Origin of the sequence: Streptomyces viridiviolaceus (assembly GCF_014650995.1) — a bacterium.
Taxonomy (GTDB): domain Bacteria; phylum Actinomycetota; class Actinomycetes; order Streptomycetales; family Streptomycetaceae; genus Streptomyces; species Streptomyces viridiviolaceus.
In genome coordinates this window covers 83,411-99,797 of the sequence record NZ_BMWA01000027.1, presented here as the reverse complement: position 1 = coordinate 99,797, position 16,387 = coordinate 83,411, and the positions used below count along the sequence as shown (strand labels likewise).

The window sequence follows — 16,387 nt, the reverse complement described above, 5'->3', positions numbered from 1 at the left end:
GGCTCAGTGCAGCGAACCAGACAGTGGCCGCGCGCGGATGGGGGTCCCCCCGCTCGAGCGAAGTCGAGAGTGGGGGATGACGCGTCAGCGCGAGACCTTGCCGGCCTTGATGCACGAGGTGCAAGCGTTCACGCGCTTCGGCGTCCCGCCGACCACGGTACGCACACGCTGGATGTTCGGGTTCCAGCGACGGGACGTACGGCGGTGCGAGTGCGAGATGTTGTTGCCGAAGCCCGGCCCCTTGCCGCAGACGTCGCAGTTGGCAGCCACGGGTCACTCCAAAGACTTCAGATGCACTTACGGTTGATCCCGGCATGCCGGGATCGAATCTCGAGCTCCGCGAGCGGTCCGAGATCTTCAGTGGCGTTGCCAGGGGAAGAGCCCGATCTGGATCGGGCAACCGGAGCAGCATACAACGGCTGCTCCCGTACAACGAAACTACCATGGCAGCTCAGCGGCCCGTCCCCGGCCCTCTTCCGGTGGGCACCCTCTCACGGTCTACGCTGCCTGCCACGTCCAGCAGCTCAAGGAGGCGCAGGTGGCGCAGGTGCCGCAGAGGTTCTTCGACGCTCTGTCGGTGCGCACCTGGTGCGGTCTGTCGTTGCGCGCGCTGGGAAGAGCGCGCGAGGAGATCGACGCGATCAATGTCTACCCCGTCGCGGACGGGGACACCGGCACGAACCTGTACCTGACCGTCGAGTCGGCCGTGGCTGCGGTGGAGGCGGTGTTCGCGGCGCACGAGGTGAGCGCGGCGGGGGCCGGTGCGGGCCAGGCGCGTCCGGGGGACGCGGGCGGCCCGTCGCTGGCCGACGCAGTCCGGGCGATGGCGCACGGCGCGCTGATCGGGGCGCGCGGCAACTCCGGGACCATCCTGGCGCAGCTGCTGCGCGGGATGACCCAGGTGCTCGCGGCCGGCGGTGAGCCCGCTGGGACCGACGGTCCGGGGCTGCGGCTGGCCCTGCGGCACGCGGCCGACTCCGCCCGGCAGGCCGTGGCCCACCCCGTGGAGGGCACCGTCCTGTCGGTGGCCTCGGCCGCCGCCGACGCGGCAGACGCCGCCGCCGACGACTGCGGATCGGTGGCCCGCGCGGCCTACGAGGGCGCCCGCGCGGCGCTCGCCGCCACCCCCGGCCAGCTGCCCGTCCTGGAGCGCGCCGGAGTGGTGGACGCCGGAGGACAGGGGCTCGTGACGCTGCTCGCCGCCCTGGTGGAGACGCTCACGGGGGAGGCGCCGGGAGCGGCGGCGCCGGTGCGGGTGCCCCACGCGCGCGTGGGCCACGTCGACCGGCTCGTCGCCGAGCGGGAATGCGCCGCGGAGGGGAGCGGCACGGGCGGCCCCGCCTTCGAGGTGATCTACCTCCTGGAGGCCGAGGACGCCGCCGTGGCGCGGCTGCGGCACCGCCTCGACGCCCTCGGGAACTCCCTCGTCGTGGTCGGCGGCGACGGGCTGTGGAACGTCCACGTGCACGTCGACGACGCGGGCGCCGCCGTGGAGGCGGGCGTCGAGGCCGGGCGGCCGTACCGGATCCGGATCACCCACTTCGGGCACGGCGACGCGCGCACCGCCGGCGCCGACCGCCCGCCGCGGGAGCGGACCCAGCGCGCCGTGGTGGCCGTCGTGCCCGGCGAGGGCCTGGCCGGGCTGTACACGGAGGCGGGGGCGACCACCGTGCTCGCGCGCCCGGGCGAGCCGCCCGCGAGCGGTGAGCTGGTCCAGGCCGTACGGCGGGCACACGCGCGCGAGGTCGTCCTGCTGCCGAACGACGCCGAACTGCGCCACACGGCCGCCGCGGCGGCCGAACAGGCCCGTACGGAGGGCATCCGGGTCGCCCTCATCCCGACCCGCTCCGCCGTCCAGGGCATCGCTGCGCTGGCCGTGCACGAGCCGGAGCGCCGCTTCGACGAGGACGTCGTGGCGATGACCTCGGCGGCGGGCGCCACCCGCTACGGCGAGGTCACCGTGGCCGAACGCCAGTCCTGGACCACGGCCGGCATCTGCCAGGCCGGTGACGTCCTCGGCCTCATCGACGGCGACGTGGCCGTGATCGGTTCGGACGTCACCGCCACCGCCGTGACCGTCCTGGACCGCATGCTCGCGGCCGGCGGCGAACTGGTCACCCTGGTGCTCGGTGACGAGGCCCCCGAGGCCGTGGCCGAGCACCTCCAGGCCCGCGTCCGCGAGGCGTACCTCGCCGTCGACACGGTGGTGTACCGGGGCGGCAGGCAGGGGGCGCCGCTGCTCATCGGCGTCGAGTAGCGCCCCGGCAGGCTCGGTCCGTCACTGCCCGACGGGCCGCGGCGGTCCCGCCCCGGCCCGCGCCGTGCGAACGGCCCCCGCGCAGGCGCCACGTTCCCGTGTCGGGCCGTAGGCAGGTCCCCGGACCGGCGGCGGGCGCGGCCCGGCCTCCGCCGCGACCGATCAGGGCCGCCCGTCTGACCAGGGCTTTCCGGCACGTCTACGGCTTTGTCAGTGGTGTGGTGTGCAATGGATCTCGTGCCCGCACTGGAAGAACCACTGAAGAAGGTGCTCGGCCCCGCCACCGCGAAGGTGATGGCCGAGCACCTCGGCCTGCACACCGTCGGCGACCTTCTCCACCACTACCCGCGCAGATACGAGGAGCGCGGGCAGCTCACGCACCTCGCCGACCTCCCCATGGACGAGCACGTCACGGTGGTCGCCCAGGTGGCCGACGCCCGCCTGCACACCTTCGCCTCGTCCAAGGCGCCGCGGGGCAAGGGACAGCGCCTCGAAGTGACCATCACGGACGGCAGCGGCCGACTCCAGCTGGTCTTCTTCGGCAACGGCGTCCACAAACCCCACAAGGAACTCCTGCCGGGCACGCGCGCGATGTTCGCGGGCAAGGTCTCCGTCTTCAACCGCCGTCTGCAACTGGCCCATCCCGCCTACGAGTTGCTGCACAGCGACGGCGACGGGGCCGAGACCGTCGAGTCCTGGGCGGGGGCCCTCATCCCCCTCTACCCCGCCACCGCCAAGCTGGAGTCCTGGAAGATCGGCAAGGCGATCCAGACGGTCCTGCCCAGCGCCCAGGAGGCCCTCGATCCGCTGCCGGGCTCCCTGCGCGAGGGCCGCGGTCTGGTCTCCCTGCCCGAGGCACTGCTCAAGATCCACCGCCCCCACACCAAGGCGGACATCGCCGACGCCCGCGCCCGCCTGAAGTGGGACGAGGCGTTCGTCCTCCAGGTCGCCCTCGCCCGCAGGCGGCACGCCGAGACCCAACTCCCCGCCGTCCCCAGGAAACCGAGGCCGGACGGCCTGCTGTCGGCCTTCGACGACCGCCTCCCCTTCACCCTCACCGACGGTCAGCAGAAGGTCTCCCGCGAGATCTTCGACGACCTCGCCACCGACCACCCGATGCACCGGCTGCTGCAGGGGGAAGTGGGTTCGGGCAAGACGATGGTCGCGCTGCGCGCCATGCTCGCCGTCGTCGACGCCGGCGGGCAGGCCGCGATGCTCGCGCCCACCGAGGTGCTCGCCCAGCAGCACCACCGGTCGGTCGTGGAGATGATGGGCGAGCTGGCCGAGGGCGGCATGCTCGGGGGCGCCGAGCACGCCACGAAGGTGGTGCTGCTCACCGGGTCCATGGGGGCCGCCGCCCGCCGCCAGGCCCTGCTCGACCTGGCCACCGGCGAGGCCGGCATCGTGATCGGCACGCACGCGCTGATCGAGGACAAGGTGCAGTTCCACGACCTCGGCCTCGTGGTCGTCGACGAACAGCACCGCTTCGGCGTCGAGCAGCGCGACGCCCTGCGCGGCAAGGGCAAGCAGCCCCCGCACCTGCTCGTCATGACCGCCACGCCCATTCCGCGCACCGTCGCCATGACCGTCTTCGGCGACCTGGAGACCTCCGTCCTGGACCAGCTGCCGGCGGGGCGCTCGCCGATCGCCAGCCATGTCGTCCCCGCCGCCGACAAGCCGCACTTCCTCGCCCGCGCCTGGGAGCGGGTCCGCGAGGAGGTGGCGGGCGGCCACCAGGCGTACGTCGTCTGCCCGCGCATCGGAGACGAGGAGGAGAACCCCAAACAGCGCAAGCCGACGGAGGACGACGCCGAGAAGCGGCCCCCGCTCGCCGTCCTCGACGTCGCCGAGCAGCTCGCCAAGGGCCCGTTGCAGGGGCTCCGGGTCGAGGTCCTGCACGGGCGCATGCAGCCCGACGACAAGGACGCGGTCATGCGCCGGTTCGCCGCCGGGGAGACCGACGTCCTGGTCGCCACCACCGTCATCGAGGTCGGCGTCAACGTCCCCAACGCCACCGCGATGGTGATCATGGACGCGGACCGCTTCGGTGTCTCCCAGCTCCACCAGCTGCGCGGCCGGGTCGGCCGTGGCTCGGCGCCGGGCCTGTGCCTGCTGGTGACCGAGATGCCGGAGGCGAGCGCGGCCCGCCAGCGGCTCAACGCCGTCGCGGCCACCCTCGACGGCTTCGAGCTCTCCCGCATCGACCTCGAACAGCGGCGCGAGGGCGACGTCCTGGGCCAGGCCCAGTCCGGTGCCCGGTCCTCCCTGCGGGTCCTCGCCGTCATCGAGGACGAGGAGATCATCGCCGAGGCCCGCGAGGAGGCGGCGGCGGTCGTGGCCGCCGACCCGGAGCTGACCCGCCTGCCCGGCCTGCGCACGGCGCTGGACGCACTGCTGGACGAGGAACGGGAGCAGTACCTGGAGAAGGGCTGACAGACTGGGACGGTCACCGACCCGAGCACACGGACAAGGACGAAGAGATGACCCGCGTGATCGCCGGCGCAGCCGGCGGACGCCGCCTGGCCGTCCCACCGGGGACCGGCACCCGCCCCACATCCGACCGCGCGCGCGAGGGCCTCTTCTCCACCTGGCAGTCCCTGCTCGGCGGCCCCCTGGAGGGCGAGCGGGTCCTGGACCTGTACGCCGGTTCCGGTGCCGTCGGCCTGGAGGCGCTCTCCCGCGGGGCGGGCCACACCCTGCTCGTGGAGGCCGACGCCCGCGCCGCACGCACGGTCCGGGAGAACGTCAGGGCCGTGGGCCTGCCCGGCGCCGAGGTCCGGTCGGGCAAAGCGGAGCAGATCATCCGCACCGCGCCACCGGCCGGGCCGTACGACATCGTCTTCCTGGACCCGCCCTACGCCGTGACGGACGACGATCTTCGGGAGATTCTGCTCACACTCCGCACGGAGGGCTGGCTCGCGAAGGATGCGCTCGTCACCGTGGAGCGCAGCACCAGAGGCGGCGAATTCAGCTGGCCGGACGGCTTCGAAGCGATCCGGGCCCGTCGCTACGGCGAGGGAACGTTTTGGTACGGTCGCGCCGCCTCTACGTGCGAAGACGCACGATGACCGGACCGGAGAGCGAGGGATCACAAGTGCGCCGCGCCGTCTGTCCCGGGTCGTTCGACCCCATCACCAACGGACACCTCGACATCATCGCCCGTGCCTCCAGTCTGTACGACGAGGTCTACGTCGCGGTGATGATCAACCAGGCCAAGAAGGGCCTGTTCGAGATCGAGGAGCGGATCGAACTCATCCGCCAGGTCACCGCCGAGTACGGCAACGTCCGCGTCGAGTCCTTCCACGGCCTCCTCGTCGACTTCTGCAAGCAGCGCGACATCCCGGCCATCGTCAAAGGCCTGCGCGCGGTCAGCGACTTCGACTACGAGCTGCAGATGGCCCAGATGAACAACGGCCTCTCGGGCGTGGAGACCCTCTTCATCCCCACCAACCCCACCTACAGCTTCCTGTCGTCCTCCTTGGTCAAGGAGGTGGCGACCTGGGGCGGCGACGTCTCCCACCTGGTGCCGCCGCTGGTCCTCGAAGCCCTCTCGGAGCGTCTGAAGAAGCACTGAGGAGGGGCGGAAGAGCAGCCGGGCGCCCCCTCTCGAGGCTCCCGGCAGCCGGCACTGCGTCACCCGGTGTCCCCCAGGCGCCCCAGGGCCGTACAGTCGTCCCGTCCGTCTCCAACACAGCTGTAGAGAGTGGCGAGCACACGGTGGACGTGCAGAAGAAGCTCGACGAGATCACCGCGATGGTCTCCGGCGCCCGCGCCATGCCCATGTCGGCCTCGTGCGTGATCAACCGCGCCGAACTGCTCTCGATGCTGGAGGAGCTGCGGTCCGCCCTGCCCGACTCCCTCGCCCAGGCCCAGGAACTCATCGGCGGCCGGGAGCAGATGGTCGCGCAGGCCCGCGAGGAGGCCGAGCGGATCATCGAGAGCGCGCACGCCGAACGGGGCTCGCTGATCTCCGACACGGAGGTCGCCCGCCGCTCCCAGGCCGAGGCCGACCGCATCCTCGCCGAGGCCCGCCAGGAGGCCGAGGAGGTCCGTGCCGAGGCCGACGAGTACGTCGACTCCAAGCTCGCCAACTTCGAGGTCGTCCTCACCAAGACCCTCGGTTCCGTCGGCCGCGGCCGAGAGAAGCTGCTCGGCACCGGCCCCGGCCTCGACGAGCAGGGCTACGAGGACGAGGACGCCCCGGAGCGCAGCCACGACCCGGAGACCCTGCGCCGCGACGCGGACGCCTACGTCGACGCCAAGCTGGGCGCCTTCGAGGCGGTACTGGCCAAGACCCTGGACGCCGTGGGCCGGGGCCGTCAGAAGCTGCACGGCCGGATCGCCACCGACGACCTCGGCGCCCTCGCCGACGACCTCACCACCGTCCAGCACTCCAGCGACGCCGACTACCTCGCCGACCTCGCGGCCCTCGCGGACACCCCCGCCGAACCCCGGCAGCGGGACTACGCCGGTCCGCAGCCGGCCGCGGCCCAGGCGGCGCCGGAGCCTCAGACGGCGTACGGCTATTCCCAGCAGGCCGATCCGTACACCGGCTACCAGCAGACCTACGGCGGCCGGCCGGACGCCTACGGCTACCAGCAGGCCGATCCGTACGGATACCCGGGTTACGACGCCCAGCAGCCGGGCTACGACCCGCAGCAGGGCTACGTCCAGCCCCAGCAGCACCCCCAGCCCCCGGCCCAGCAGCCCCCGCAGCCGCAGGCCCTCGACGAGACCAGCCTCTTCGACACGAGCATGATCAGCGCCGAGCAGCTGAGGGCCTACGAACAGGGCCGCGGCCTCTAGGGTGCCTCTGGATTGGGCTGAGAGCGAAAGGTCCAGTATCCTGGCTCTTCGGTCGCGCGTACGTCCGCGATCACCGCTGCCCGGGGACACCGCAGGGCGGCGGCCCCGAGCTCAGAAGATCGAAAGCAGGAATGGCTCTGAACGCCCGCCTCGACCACCGCAACCCTCTCGTGTTCGATACGCACGAGCTGGGCCGGCGGCCCGGTGCGCTGCAGCGCCTGACCCGTACGGTCGACGCTCCCAAGGACTTCGGTATCAAGGAGGTCATCGGAGTGCCGGAAGGCGCCCCGGTGGAGCTCGAACTCCGGCTCGAGTCGGTCATGGAAGGGGTGCTCGTCACAGGCACCGCCCGTGCAACGGCCGAGGGGGAGTGCGTAAGGTGTCTGGAGCCGGTCGAGCAGCAGCTCGAAGCGGACTTCCAGGAGATGTTCTCGTACCCTGACGCCGACGACCGGGGCCGCCCTGTGGCGGAACCCGGCGACGACGCCGAGGACGACGAGGACAGGCTCTTCGTCGAGGACGGCCTGATCGACCTCGAACCCGTGCTGCGCGATGCGGTGGTGCTCGCACTGCCGATGCAGCCGGTGTGCCGGGAAGACTGCCCGGGTCTGTGCGCCGAGTGCGGAGCACGCCTGGCGGACGACCCGGACCACCACCACGACGCCGTCGACATCCGTTGGGCGGCATTGCAGGGACTCGCCGACTCACTCGGAGACGGCGAGAAGGACGAGATGAGCGGCGCCGATGCGGGCGTCGACGAGAAGCAGGAGAAGTAGCCGTGGCTGTTCCGAAGCGGAAGATGTCGCGCAGCAACACGCGCCACCGCCGGTCGCAGTGGAAGGCTGCGGTCCCCACCCTGGTTGCGTGCGAGCGCTGCCACGAGCCCAAGCAGCAGCACATCGCGTGCCCGTCTTGCGGCACCTACAACAAGCGCCAGGTCCTCGAGGTCTGAGCGGCTGGTGAGAGGCACTGTGTCAGCCCCCAAGAAGGCGGATGACGCCAAGGCGGACCCATCCGCCAAAAAGAAGGCGGACAACCAGGCCTCGTCCCACACGCTTCTGGAAGGGCGGCTCGGCTACCAGGTCGAGTCCGCCCTTCTGGTGCGCGCACTGACCCACCGTTCCTACGCGTACGAGAACGGCGGTCTGCCGACGAACGAGCGGCTGGAGTTCCTCGGGGACTCCGTGCTCGGCCTCGTCGTCACCGACACGCTGTACCGCATCCACCCGGACCTGCCCGAAGGCCAGCTGGCCAAGCTGCGGGCCGCGGTGGTCAACTCGCGTGCGCTGGCGGAGGTGGGCCGCGGGCTCGACCTCGGCTCCTTCATCCGGCTCGGCCGCGGTGAAGAGGGCACGGGCGGCCGGGACAAGGCATCGATCCTCGCCGACACCCTCGAAGCGGTGATCGGCGCTGTCTACCTCGACCAGGGTCTGGAAGCGGCGGCGGAGTTGGTGCACCGCCTGTTCGACCCTCTGATCGAGAAGTCCTCGAACCTCGGCGCCGGCCTGGACTGGAAGACGTCCCTCCAGGAGCTCACCGCGACCGAAGGACTCGGCGTGCCCGAGTACCTGGTCACGGAGACCGGCCCCGACCACGAGAAGACCTTCACTGCTGCCGCCCGCGTCGGAGGCGTCTCGTACGGCACCGGCACCGGCCGCAGCAAGAAGGAGGCGGAGCAGCAGGCCGCGGAATCCGCGTGGAGGTCCATCCGGGCCGCGGCGGACGAGCGCGCCAAGGCCGCGGCGGCCGCCGCAGCCGCTCAGCAGAGCGCCGACGCCCCGTCGGCCTCCGCCTGACGTACACCACGTACAGCACGGCTCCGAGCGCCCGCCCCCGTCCCGGGGCGGGCGCTCGGAGCGTAGAACAGTCCCACACGGCCCGTACGGGGGATCCCATGCCCGAGTTGCCCGAGGTCGAGGTCGTCAGGCGCGGCCTGGAGCGCTGGGTCGCCCACCGGACCGTCGCCGACGCCGAAGTGCTGCACCCGCGCGCGGTCCGCCGGCACCTCGCCGGAGCCGACGACTTCGTCCAGCGCCTCAAGGGGCACCGCATCGGCGTCCCCAGCCGTCGCGGCAAGTATCTGTGGCTCCCCCTGGCGGACACCGACCAGGCGGTTCTGGCGCACCTCGGCATGAGCGGACAGCTGCTGGTGCAGCCGCACGAGGCACCGGCCGAGAAGCACCTGCGGATCCGCGTCCGTTTCGCCGACGCCCTCGGCACCGAACTCCGTTTCGTCGACCAGCGCACCTTCGGCGGTCTGTCGCTGCACGACACCGGCGCGGACGGACTGCCCGACGTCATCGCGCACATCGCACGCGACCCGCTCGACCCGCTCTTCGACGACGAGGCGTTCCATCTCGCGCTGCGCCGCAAGCGCACCACGATCAAACGGGCCCTGCTGGACCAGTCACTGATCAGCGGCGTCGGCAACATCTATGCGGACGAGGCCCTGTGGCGCTCCCGCCTGCACTACGAACGCCCGACCGCGACCTTCACCCGCCCGCGCACCCTCCAACTCCTCGGCCACGTGCGGGACGTGATGAACGAGGCCCTCGCGGTGGGCGGCACCAGCTTCGACAGCCTGTACGTCAACGTCAACGGCGAGTCCGGCTACTTCGACCGGTCCCTGGACGCCTACGGCCGCGAGGGTCTGCCCTGCCGGCGCTGCGCCACTCCCATGCGCCGCCGCCCGTGGATGAACCGGTCCAGCTACTACTGCCCGAAGTGCCAGCGGGCGCCCCGCGTCACGCCCTGACCCGGGCGTCGTACCGCTCGCGCGACGCCAGCACGTCGTCCATGCGGCCTTCCAGGCACTCGATGAGGGCGATCAGCCGCTCGGCCACCTCGCGGCCGAGCGCGGTGAGTTCGTAGTCCACGCGGGGCGGGTTGGTGGGCTGGGCCTCGCGGTGCACCAGGCCGTCGCGCTCCAGCGCGTGCAGCGTCTGGGACAGCATCTTCTCGCTGACGCCGTCGACGCGGCGGCGCAACTCGTTGAAGCGGAAGGACCCCTCGTGCAGGGCGCCGAGCGTCAGCGCGCCCCAGCGTCCCGTGACGTGTTCCAGGGTGCCGCGCGAGGGACAGGCCCTGGAGAACACGTCGTACGGGAGGTCCTGCTCCTCCGTGCGCTCCTGCGTCGTCGACATGCGTCCAGCCTACGCGAGCACAGCGCTGACCGGTGGGTTGCGCCGACCCCGAGACAGCGCACCGGAGCTGCGCTCTAGTAGCCGAAGTTCTGGGTCCACCAGGGGCCGCCCGACCCGAAGTGCACCCCTACGCCCAGGGTCTTGAAGTCGCAGTTGAGGATGTTGGCCCGGTGTCCCGGGCTGTCCATCCAGGCGTCCATCACCGCCTGGGCGTCGGCCTGGCCCCGGGCTATGTTCTCCCCGCCCAGGTTGCTGATCCCCGCCTTCTCGGCGCGGTCCCACGGGGTCGCCCCGCTGGGGTCGGTGTGGTCGAAGAAGCCCTGCTCGGCCATGGCCTCGCTGAAGTCCTCGGCGAGTTCCCGCAGGGCACCGTCGGCGGCCACCGGGCTGCATCCGGCCTTGGCCCGCTCGTCGTTGACCAGCGCCAGCACCTGGGCCTCGGCGGCGGCCTGCCCGGACCCGGCCGCGGGCGCGCCGGGGTTCGACGGCTTCTTGGAACCCGGGGCCGCCTGTGACGGCTGGGGCTTCGGCTTCTTGCTCGGCGGCGCCTGCGGTTCCTCCGGCTTCGTGGGCGTCTCGGCCGGCGCGGCCGAGGCCGACGCCGAGGGGGCGGCCGAGGGTGAGGAGGAGGAAGAGGACGAGGGCGAGGACGAGCGGCCGGTGCCACGGTCGCCGGACTCGTTGCCGTCGTCGCCGGCGGCGCTGCCGGAGGTGCCGGAGGTGCCGCCCTGCTCGGCCGGGGCGTTGGTCGGGGAGTCCGCCGACTGCACCTGGTCGCCGGCGCCGTTGCCGCCGCCGAGCCTGTAGTTGTCGATGCCCGGCACCACGCCGGTGGCCACCGCGACCGTGCCGATGGCGACGGCGGCGGACACACCGAGCAGACCGGTGCGGACCGGCGCGACGGCCCTCTTCTTGCGGCGGCGGTGCGATCCCGTGCGCCGCGGACCGTCGTCGGGGGTGAACCCGTCACTCGGGAAGGCGACGGTGCGCCCGGCCAGGGCATGGTCGTCGGCCGGGTCGTCCGGCGCGAACAGATAGGCCTCGCTCTTCGCGCGGGCCGCGGCGTACGCCTCGGGGTTCAGGTAGGGCGCGATCCCCATCGAGGGGCGGTCGCCCGTGTTCGAGTACAGCGGGTCCTGGACCGTGTCCCCGGAGCCGTCCGTCCGGCTGACCCCTGTGGCGCGGCCGGTGGCGGCGCGGCCGGCGGCGGAGCGTCGGTGGCGTCCCATGTACTGGCCTTCCTCGTCCTCGCGGTCGGTGTGTCCTCACGATCATCACCGAACTCACACGATCGAGTGAGTTTCATATGAGATTCATTGGGTGGGGACGGTACCGCATGGCACCAGGGGAGGAAGTGTCCACTGAGACATTGACTGGTTAGGTTGCACTCATGAGCGAGGATGTACGACTGGTCGCCTGGGTGCGCGGACAGGTCCAAGGTGTGGGTTTCCGCTGGTTCACTCGGGCCAGGGCGCTGGAGCTCGGTGGCGTGAGTGGCTTTGCTCTCAATCTGGCCGACGGGCGTGTCCAGGTGGTCGCGGAGGGCCCGCGCGAGAACTGCGAGGGGCTGCTCGACTGGCTGCGCGGTGACGACACGCCCGGCCGCGTGGACGGCGTCACCGAGATCTGGGACACACCCCGCGGCGGCTACGACGGCTTCGCCATCCGCTGACCCCGACCCGTGCGGCGCCCCACCGAGCGCCGGAGCCCCGACCGTCGGCGGCCGTCCCGAACGGAAAACGAGCAGGTGGTTGCCAAGAAAGCCTTGTCGTGGCAGGCTCCGGACGGCAAGATGATCGCCACGCCCCGAGGGGCCCGCAGGAGTCGCAGCGCCGCCGTTTCCCGGCCGCGCGCCCCGGGCACCCGCCAATACGGGGCGTGATCGTGTTGACCGTCAAACTTTTTGGTGAGACGCTGAAAGCCCCGCGCACCTTAGCTGTTTGGCATGGTTGAACGGCAGCAAGAACTCAAAAGTGCCAAGCACCGCGGGTGCGAATCCCTCACGACCCACACCGCATCGGTCGGTCACTCATTGTGGAGGACCATCCATCATGGCAAAGGCGCTTCTCGGTTACGTCGGCGGCTCCGACCCTCGACTCCTCGCCGAGATGCGACGGCTGCAGCAGCGCGTCCAGGACCTGGAATCCGAGCTCGTACGGATCCAGGCGGAGAACGAGGCACTGTCGGCTGCCGCTTCTCACGACAGGATCATGGAGAGCGTTGACGCACACCAGGCGGAGCCTGCGCTCACCTGATCACTGCATCGCTCCGCGACGGCATCAGTGGTTGGGACCGTCCGTACAACCGCTCAGTTGTCAGAGTTGCAAGGGACGCCTCGGCGTCCCTTCTTTCTTGCCCGCCCTGTTGTCGCGTCCCGGCCCCGGTTGTTCCCCCACGCATCCTTTCAGCTTCTTTAACGTCTGATGTGCCCTGCACGTTCAGCGGTGAAACCGCGGGCGTCCAAGGGTTCACGGAGTGAGACAACCCCGGAAGGTAGAGTCCGACGGCGTGCACCTGAAGGCCCTGACCCTCCGCGGATTCAAGTCGTTCGCCTCGGCGACCACGCTCCGGTTCGAGCCGGGCATCACCTGCGTGGTCGGTCCGAACGGCTCGGGCAAGTCCAACGTCGTGGACGCGCTCAGCTGGGTCATGGGCGAACAGGGCGCCAAGTCGCTGCGCGGCGGCAAGATGGAGGACGTCATCTTCGCCGGCACCACCGGCCGCCCGCCGCTCGGCCGGGCCGAGGTGTCGCTGACCATCGACAACTCCGACGGGGCCCTGCCCATCGAGTACGCCGAGGTCACCATCACGCGGATCATGTTCCGCAACGGCGGTAGCGAGTACCAGATCAACGGCGACACCTGCCGCCTGCTCGACATCCAGGAACTGCTCTCCGACTCCGGCATCGGCCGCGAGATGCACGTCATCGTCGGCCAGGGTCAGCTGGACTCCGTCCTGCACGCCGACCCCACGGGACGCCGCGCCTTCATCGAGGAGGCCGCCGGCGTCCTCAAGCACCGCAAGCGCAAGGAGAAGGCGCTCAGGAAGCTGGACGCGATGCAGGCCAACCTCGCGCGCGTGCAGGACCTCACCGACGAGCTGCGCCGCCAGCTCAAGCCCCTGGGCCGCCAGGCGGCGGTGGCGAGGAGGGCCGCCGTCATCCAGGCCGACCTCCGGGACGCGCGGCTCCGGCTCCTCGCCGACGACCTCGTACGGCTGCGAGAGGCGCTCCAGGCCGAGATCGCCGACGAGGCCGCGCTCAAGGAGCGCAAGGAAGCCGCCGAGCAGGAGCTGGGCAGGGCGCTGCGCCGTGAGGCCGCCCTGGAGGACGAGGTGCGCCGGCTCACCCCGCGCCTCCAGCGCGCCCAGCAGACCTGGTACGAGCTGTCCCAGCTCGCCGAACGGGTGCGCGGCACGATCTCGCTGGCCGAGGCCCGGGTGAAGAGCGCCACCTCGGCGCCCCCCGAGGAGCGGCGCGGCCGCGACCCGGAGGAACTGGAACGTGAGGCGGCCCGCGTCCGCGAGCAGGAGGCGGAGCTCGAAGCCGCGCTGGAGGCCGCCCAGCGCGCCCTGGAGGACACGGTCGCCCACCGCGCCGAGCTGGAACGCGAACTGGCCCTGGAGGAACGCCGCCTCAAGGACGCCGCGCGCGCCATCGCCGACCGCCGGGAGGGGCTGGCCCGGCTCAGCGGTCAGGTGAGCGCCGCCCGCTCGCGCGCCGCCGCGGCCCAGGCCGAGATCGAGCGGCTGGCCGCCGCCCGGGACGAGTCCCAGGAGCGGGCCGCCGCCGCTCAGGAGGAGTACGAGGCTCTGCAGGCCGCGGTCGACGGCCTCGACGCAGGCGACCAGGAGCTGGCCGAGCGGCACGAGGCCGCCAAGCGGCAGCTGGCCGAGGCGGAGACCGGCCTGGGCGCCGCACGCGAGGCGGCCACCGCGGTGGAGCGCGCCCGGGCCGCCACCCGGGCACGCCACGAGGCGCTCGCCCTGGGCCTGCGCCGCAAGGACGGCACCGGGGCGCTGCTGGAGGCGAGGGACCGGCTCACCGGCGTGCTCGGCCCGGCCGCCGAGCTGCTCACCGTGGCGCCCGGCCACGAGGTGGCGCTGGCCGCCGCCTTCGGTGCCGCCGCGGACGCCCTCGCGGTGACATCCCCGTCGGCCGCCGCCGACGCCATCCGTCTGCTGCGCAAGCAGGACGCCGGCCGGGCCGCCCTGCTGCTCGCCGGTGCCGCCGACGACGTACCCGACGAGACCCGGGCCGACGGGCCGCCGTACGCCGCCGCTCTCGTCCGCGGACCCGCCGACCTCATGCCCGCCGTACGGCGGCTGCTGCGCGGGATCGTCGTCGTCGGCACGCTCGAGGACGCCGTGGACCTCGTCCACGCCCGGCCCGAACTGACCGCCGTCACAGCCGAGGGCGACCTGCTGGGCGCGCACTTCGCGCAGGGCGGGTCCGCCGGGGCGCCGAGCCTGCTGGAGGTGCAGGCCTCCGTGGACGAGGCCGCCGCCGAGCTTCAGGAGCTGGCCGGGCGGTGCGAGGAACTGGCCGCCGCGCAGCATGCCGCCGAGGAACGCCGCCGGGAGTGTGCGGCCCTCGTCGAGGAGCTGGGGGAGCGGCGCAGGGCCGCCGACCGGGAGAAGTCGGCCGTCGCCCAGCAGCTCGGACGGCTGGCCGGACAGGCACGGGGCGCGGCCGGTGAGGCCGAGCGGTCGGCCGCAGCGGCGGCCCGGGCGCAGGAGGCGCTCGACAAGGCCCAGGCGGACGTCGAGGAACTGGCCGAGAGGCTGGCCGTGGCCGAGGAGCTGCCGGTCGAGGAGGAGCCCGACACCTCCGTGCGCGACCGGCTCGCCGCCGACGGGGCCAACGCCCGCCAGACCGAGATGGAGGCCCGTCTCCAGGTCCGTACGCACGAGGAGCGGGTCAAGGGGCTCGCCGGCCGGGCCGACTCCCTGGACCGGGCCGCCCGCGCGGAACGCGAGGCACGCGCGCGTGCCGAACAGCGCCGGGCCCGGCTGCGCCACGAGGCGGCCGTCGCGGAGGCCGTGGCCTCCGGTGCCCGCCAGCTGCTCGCGCACGTCGAGGTCTCCCTCGGCCGCGCCGACGAGGAGCGCACCGCCGCCGAGGCCGCGAAGGCCAGGCGCGAGCAGGAGCTGGCCGCCGCGCGCACCGCAGGGCGCGACCTCAAGGCCGAGCTGGACAAGTTGACGGATTCAGTTCACCGGGGCGAGGTACTCGGCGCCGAGAAACGGCTGCGCATCGAGCAGCTGGAGACCAAGGCGCTGGAGGAACTCGGTGTGGAACCGGCGGGGCTCGCGGCCGAATACGGCCCGCATCAACCGGTACCGCCCTCGCCCCCCGCCGAGGGCGAGGAACTGCCGGACGACCCGGAGCACCCGCGCAACCGCCCCCGGCCCTTCGTGCGAGCCGAGCAGGAGAAGCGGCTGAAGGCCGCCGAACGGGCGTACCAGCAGCTGGGCAAGGTCAACCCGCTGGCCCTGGAGGAGTTCGCGGCCCTGGAGGAACGCCACCAGTTCCTCAGCGAGCAGCTCCAGGACCTGAAGAAGACCCGCGCCGACCTGCTCCAGGTCGTCAAGGAGGTCGACGAACGCGTCGAACAGGTCTTCACCGAGGCCTACCGGGACACGGCCCGGGAGTTCGAGGGCGTGTTCAGCCGTCTGTTCCCCGGCGGTGAGGGACGCCTCGTGCTGACCGACCCCGACAACATGCTCACCACGGGCGTGGACGTCGAGGCCAGGCCGCCGGGCAAGAAGGTCAAGCGGCTCTCGCTGCTCTCCGGCGGGGAGCGCTCGCTGACCGCCGTGGCGCTGCTCGTGTCGATCTTCAAGGCGAGGCCCAGTCCGTTCTACGTCATGGACGAGGTCGAGGCGGCGCTCGACGACACCAACCTGCAGCGGCTGATCCGGATCATGCAGGAGCTGCAGGAGGCGTCGCAGCTGATCGTGATCACGCACCAGAAGCGCACGATGGAGGTCGCCGACGCGCTCTACGGCGTGTCCATGCAGGGCGACGGCGTGTCCAAGGTCATCAGCCAGCGGCTGCGTTAGATCGTCACAACCGCTTCAAGTCTTGAACACACCCTTCCCTCACTACGTCTAATAACTCACAGGTCTTCTCCTATTGACTTCGAAACTTGAAGGCATAGTCTCTGCAACGTTGCTTTTA

Annotated in this window: 15 protein-coding genes; 12 read left to right on the top strand and 3 right to left on the bottom strand. The window is 71.9% G+C overall.

Going from position 1 to position 16,387, the window contains the following annotated elements; genetic code table 11:
* Nucleotides 1–84: 84 nt before the first annotated feature.
* The gene (gene rpmB, locus IE260_RS32205; protein WP_003993230.1) at nucleotides 85–270 is read right to left on the bottom strand and encodes a 50S ribosomal protein L28; all 186 of its coding nucleotides are present in this window, start codon (nucleotides 268–270) and stop codon (nucleotides 85–87) included.
* 268 nt (nucleotides 271–538) lie between these two features.
* On the opposite strand from rpmB, the gene fakA reads away from it, so the two are divergent.
* The 9 genes from fakA to mutM all read left to right on the top strand — a co-directional run bounded on the left by fakA (nucleotide 539) and on the right by mutM (nucleotide 9,818).
* Nucleotides 539–2,257, top strand: a complete 1,719-nt coding sequence (gene fakA / locus IE260_RS32200; protein WP_189878331.1) for a DAK2 domain-containing protein — start codon at nucleotides 539–541, stop codon at nucleotides 2,255–2,257.
* 228 nt (nucleotides 2,258–2,485) lie between these two features.
* Nucleotides 2,486–4,690: an ATP-dependent DNA helicase RecG gene (recG, locus tag IE260_RS32195; RefSeq protein ID WP_189878330.1), complete on the top strand. Its 2,205-nt coding sequence runs from the start codon at nucleotides 2,486–2,488 to the stop codon at nucleotides 4,688–4,690.
* A 47-nt stretch (nucleotides 4,691–4,737) separates the two neighbouring features.
* Nucleotides 4,738–5,325: a 16S rRNA (guanine(966)-N(2))-methyltransferase RsmD gene (gene rsmD, locus IE260_RS32190; protein ID WP_189878328.1), complete on the top strand. Its 588-nt coding sequence runs from the start codon at nucleotides 4,738–4,740 to the stop codon at nucleotides 5,323–5,325.
* Nucleotides 5,326–5,351: 26 nt separating this feature from the next.
* The gene (gene coaD, locus IE260_RS32185; protein WP_189878393.1) at nucleotides 5,352–5,831 is read left to right on the top strand and encodes a pantetheine-phosphate adenylyltransferase; all 480 of its coding nucleotides are present in this window, start codon (nucleotides 5,352–5,354) and stop codon (nucleotides 5,829–5,831) included.
* A gap of 143 nt (nucleotides 5,832–5,974) precedes the next feature.
* Nucleotides 5,975–7,063: a F0F1 ATP synthase subunit B family protein gene (locus IE260_RS32180; protein WP_189878326.1), complete on the top strand. Its 1,089-nt coding sequence runs from the start codon at nucleotides 5,975–5,977 to the stop codon at nucleotides 7,061–7,063.
* A 131-nt stretch (nucleotides 7,064–7,194) separates the two neighbouring features.
* Nucleotides 7,195–7,839 carry a YceD family protein gene (locus IE260_RS32175; RefSeq protein WP_189878324.1) on the top strand — a complete coding sequence of 215 codons (645 nt, stop codon included), beginning with the start codon at nucleotides 7,195–7,197 and terminating at the stop codon, nucleotides 7,837–7,839.
* A 2-nt stretch (nucleotides 7,840–7,841) separates the two neighbouring features.
* Entirely contained in the window at nucleotides 7,842–8,015 is a 174-nt protein-coding gene (gene rpmF / locus IE260_RS32170; protein WP_003951102.1) for a 50S ribosomal protein L32, read from the top strand.
* Between the two features lie 7 nt (nucleotides 8,016–8,022).
* Nucleotides 8,023–8,859 (top strand): ribonuclease III, encoded by an 837-nt coding sequence (gene rnc / locus IE260_RS32165; protein WP_189878322.1) that lies wholly within the window; start codon nucleotides 8,023–8,025, stop codon nucleotides 8,857–8,859.
* A gap of 98 nt (nucleotides 8,860–8,957) precedes the next feature.
* A complete protein-coding gene (gene mutM / locus IE260_RS32160; protein ID WP_189878320.1) occupies nucleotides 8,958–9,818 on the top strand; it encodes a bifunctional DNA-formamidopyrimidine glycosylase/DNA-(apurinic or apyrimidinic site) lyase in 861 nt (286 codons plus the stop codon).
* Here the strand turns inward: mutM and IE260_RS32155 are convergent.
* Nucleotides 9,808–10,206, bottom strand: a complete 399-nt coding sequence (locus tag IE260_RS32155) for a winged helix-turn-helix transcriptional regulator (protein WP_189878318.1) — start codon at nucleotides 10,204–10,206, stop codon at nucleotides 9,808–9,810. The genes mutM and IE260_RS32155 overlap by 11 nt on opposite strands.
* A 74-nt stretch (nucleotides 10,207–10,280) precedes the next feature.
* Nucleotides 10,281–11,435 (bottom strand): CAP domain-containing protein, encoded by a 1,155-nt coding sequence (locus IE260_RS32150; RefSeq protein ID WP_189878315.1) that lies wholly within the window; start codon nucleotides 11,433–11,435, stop codon nucleotides 10,281–10,283.
* Between the two features lie 161 nt (nucleotides 11,436–11,596).
* On the opposite strand from IE260_RS32150, the gene IE260_RS32145 reads away from it, so the two are divergent.
* The 3 genes from IE260_RS32145 (at nucleotide 11,597) to smc (ending at nucleotide 16,269) form a co-directional block, all read left to right on the top strand.
* On the top strand, nucleotides 11,597–11,878 hold the full coding sequence (locus IE260_RS32145; protein ID WP_189878313.1) for an acylphosphatase: 282 nt from the start codon (nucleotides 11,597–11,599) through the stop codon (nucleotides 11,876–11,878).
* Nucleotides 11,879–12,257: 379 nt separating this feature from the next.
* Nucleotides 12,258–12,461, top strand: a complete 204-nt coding sequence (locus IE260_RS32140; protein ID WP_189878311.1) for a hypothetical protein — start codon at nucleotides 12,258–12,260, stop codon at nucleotides 12,459–12,461.
* A gap of 253 nt (nucleotides 12,462–12,714) precedes the next feature.
* Entirely contained in the window at nucleotides 12,715–16,269 is a 3,555-nt protein-coding gene (gene smc, locus IE260_RS32135; RefSeq protein WP_189878309.1) for a chromosome segregation protein SMC, read from the top strand.
* The last annotated feature ends 118 nt before the right edge of the window (nucleotides 16,270–16,387 follow it).

Excerpts from the sequence above, each read along its gene's own strand:
- recG (WP_189878330.1), top strand. The coding sequence starts at position 2,486 with ATGGATCTCGTGCCCGCACTGGAAGAACCACTGAAGAAGGTGCTCGGC.
- rsmD (WP_189878328.1), top strand. The coding sequence starts at position 4,738 with ATGACCCGCGTGATCGCCGGCGCAGCCGGCGGACGCCGCCTGGCCGTC.
- IE260_RS32175 (WP_189878324.1), top strand. The coding sequence starts at position 7,195 with ATGGCTCTGAACGCCCGCCTCGACCACCGCAACCCTCTCGTGTTCGAT.
- IE260_RS32155 (WP_189878318.1), bottom strand. The coding sequence starts at position 10,206 with ATGTCGACGACGCAGGAGCGCACGGAGGAGCAGGACCTCCCGTACGAC.
- IE260_RS32140 (WP_189878311.1), top strand. The coding sequence starts at position 12,258 with ATGGCAAAGGCGCTTCTCGGTTACGTCGGCGGCTCCGACCCTCGACTC.
- IE260_RS32145 (WP_189878313.1), top strand. The coding sequence starts at position 11,597 with ATGAGCGAGGATGTACGACTGGTCGCCTGGGTGCGCGGACAGGTCCAA.
- IE260_RS32150 (WP_189878315.1), bottom strand. The coding sequence starts at position 11,435 with ATGGGACGCCACCGACGCTCCGCCGCCGGCCGCGCCGCCACCGGCCGC.
- mutM (WP_189878320.1), top strand. The coding sequence starts at position 8,958 with ATGCCCGAGTTGCCCGAGGTCGAGGTCGTCAGGCGCGGCCTGGAGCGC.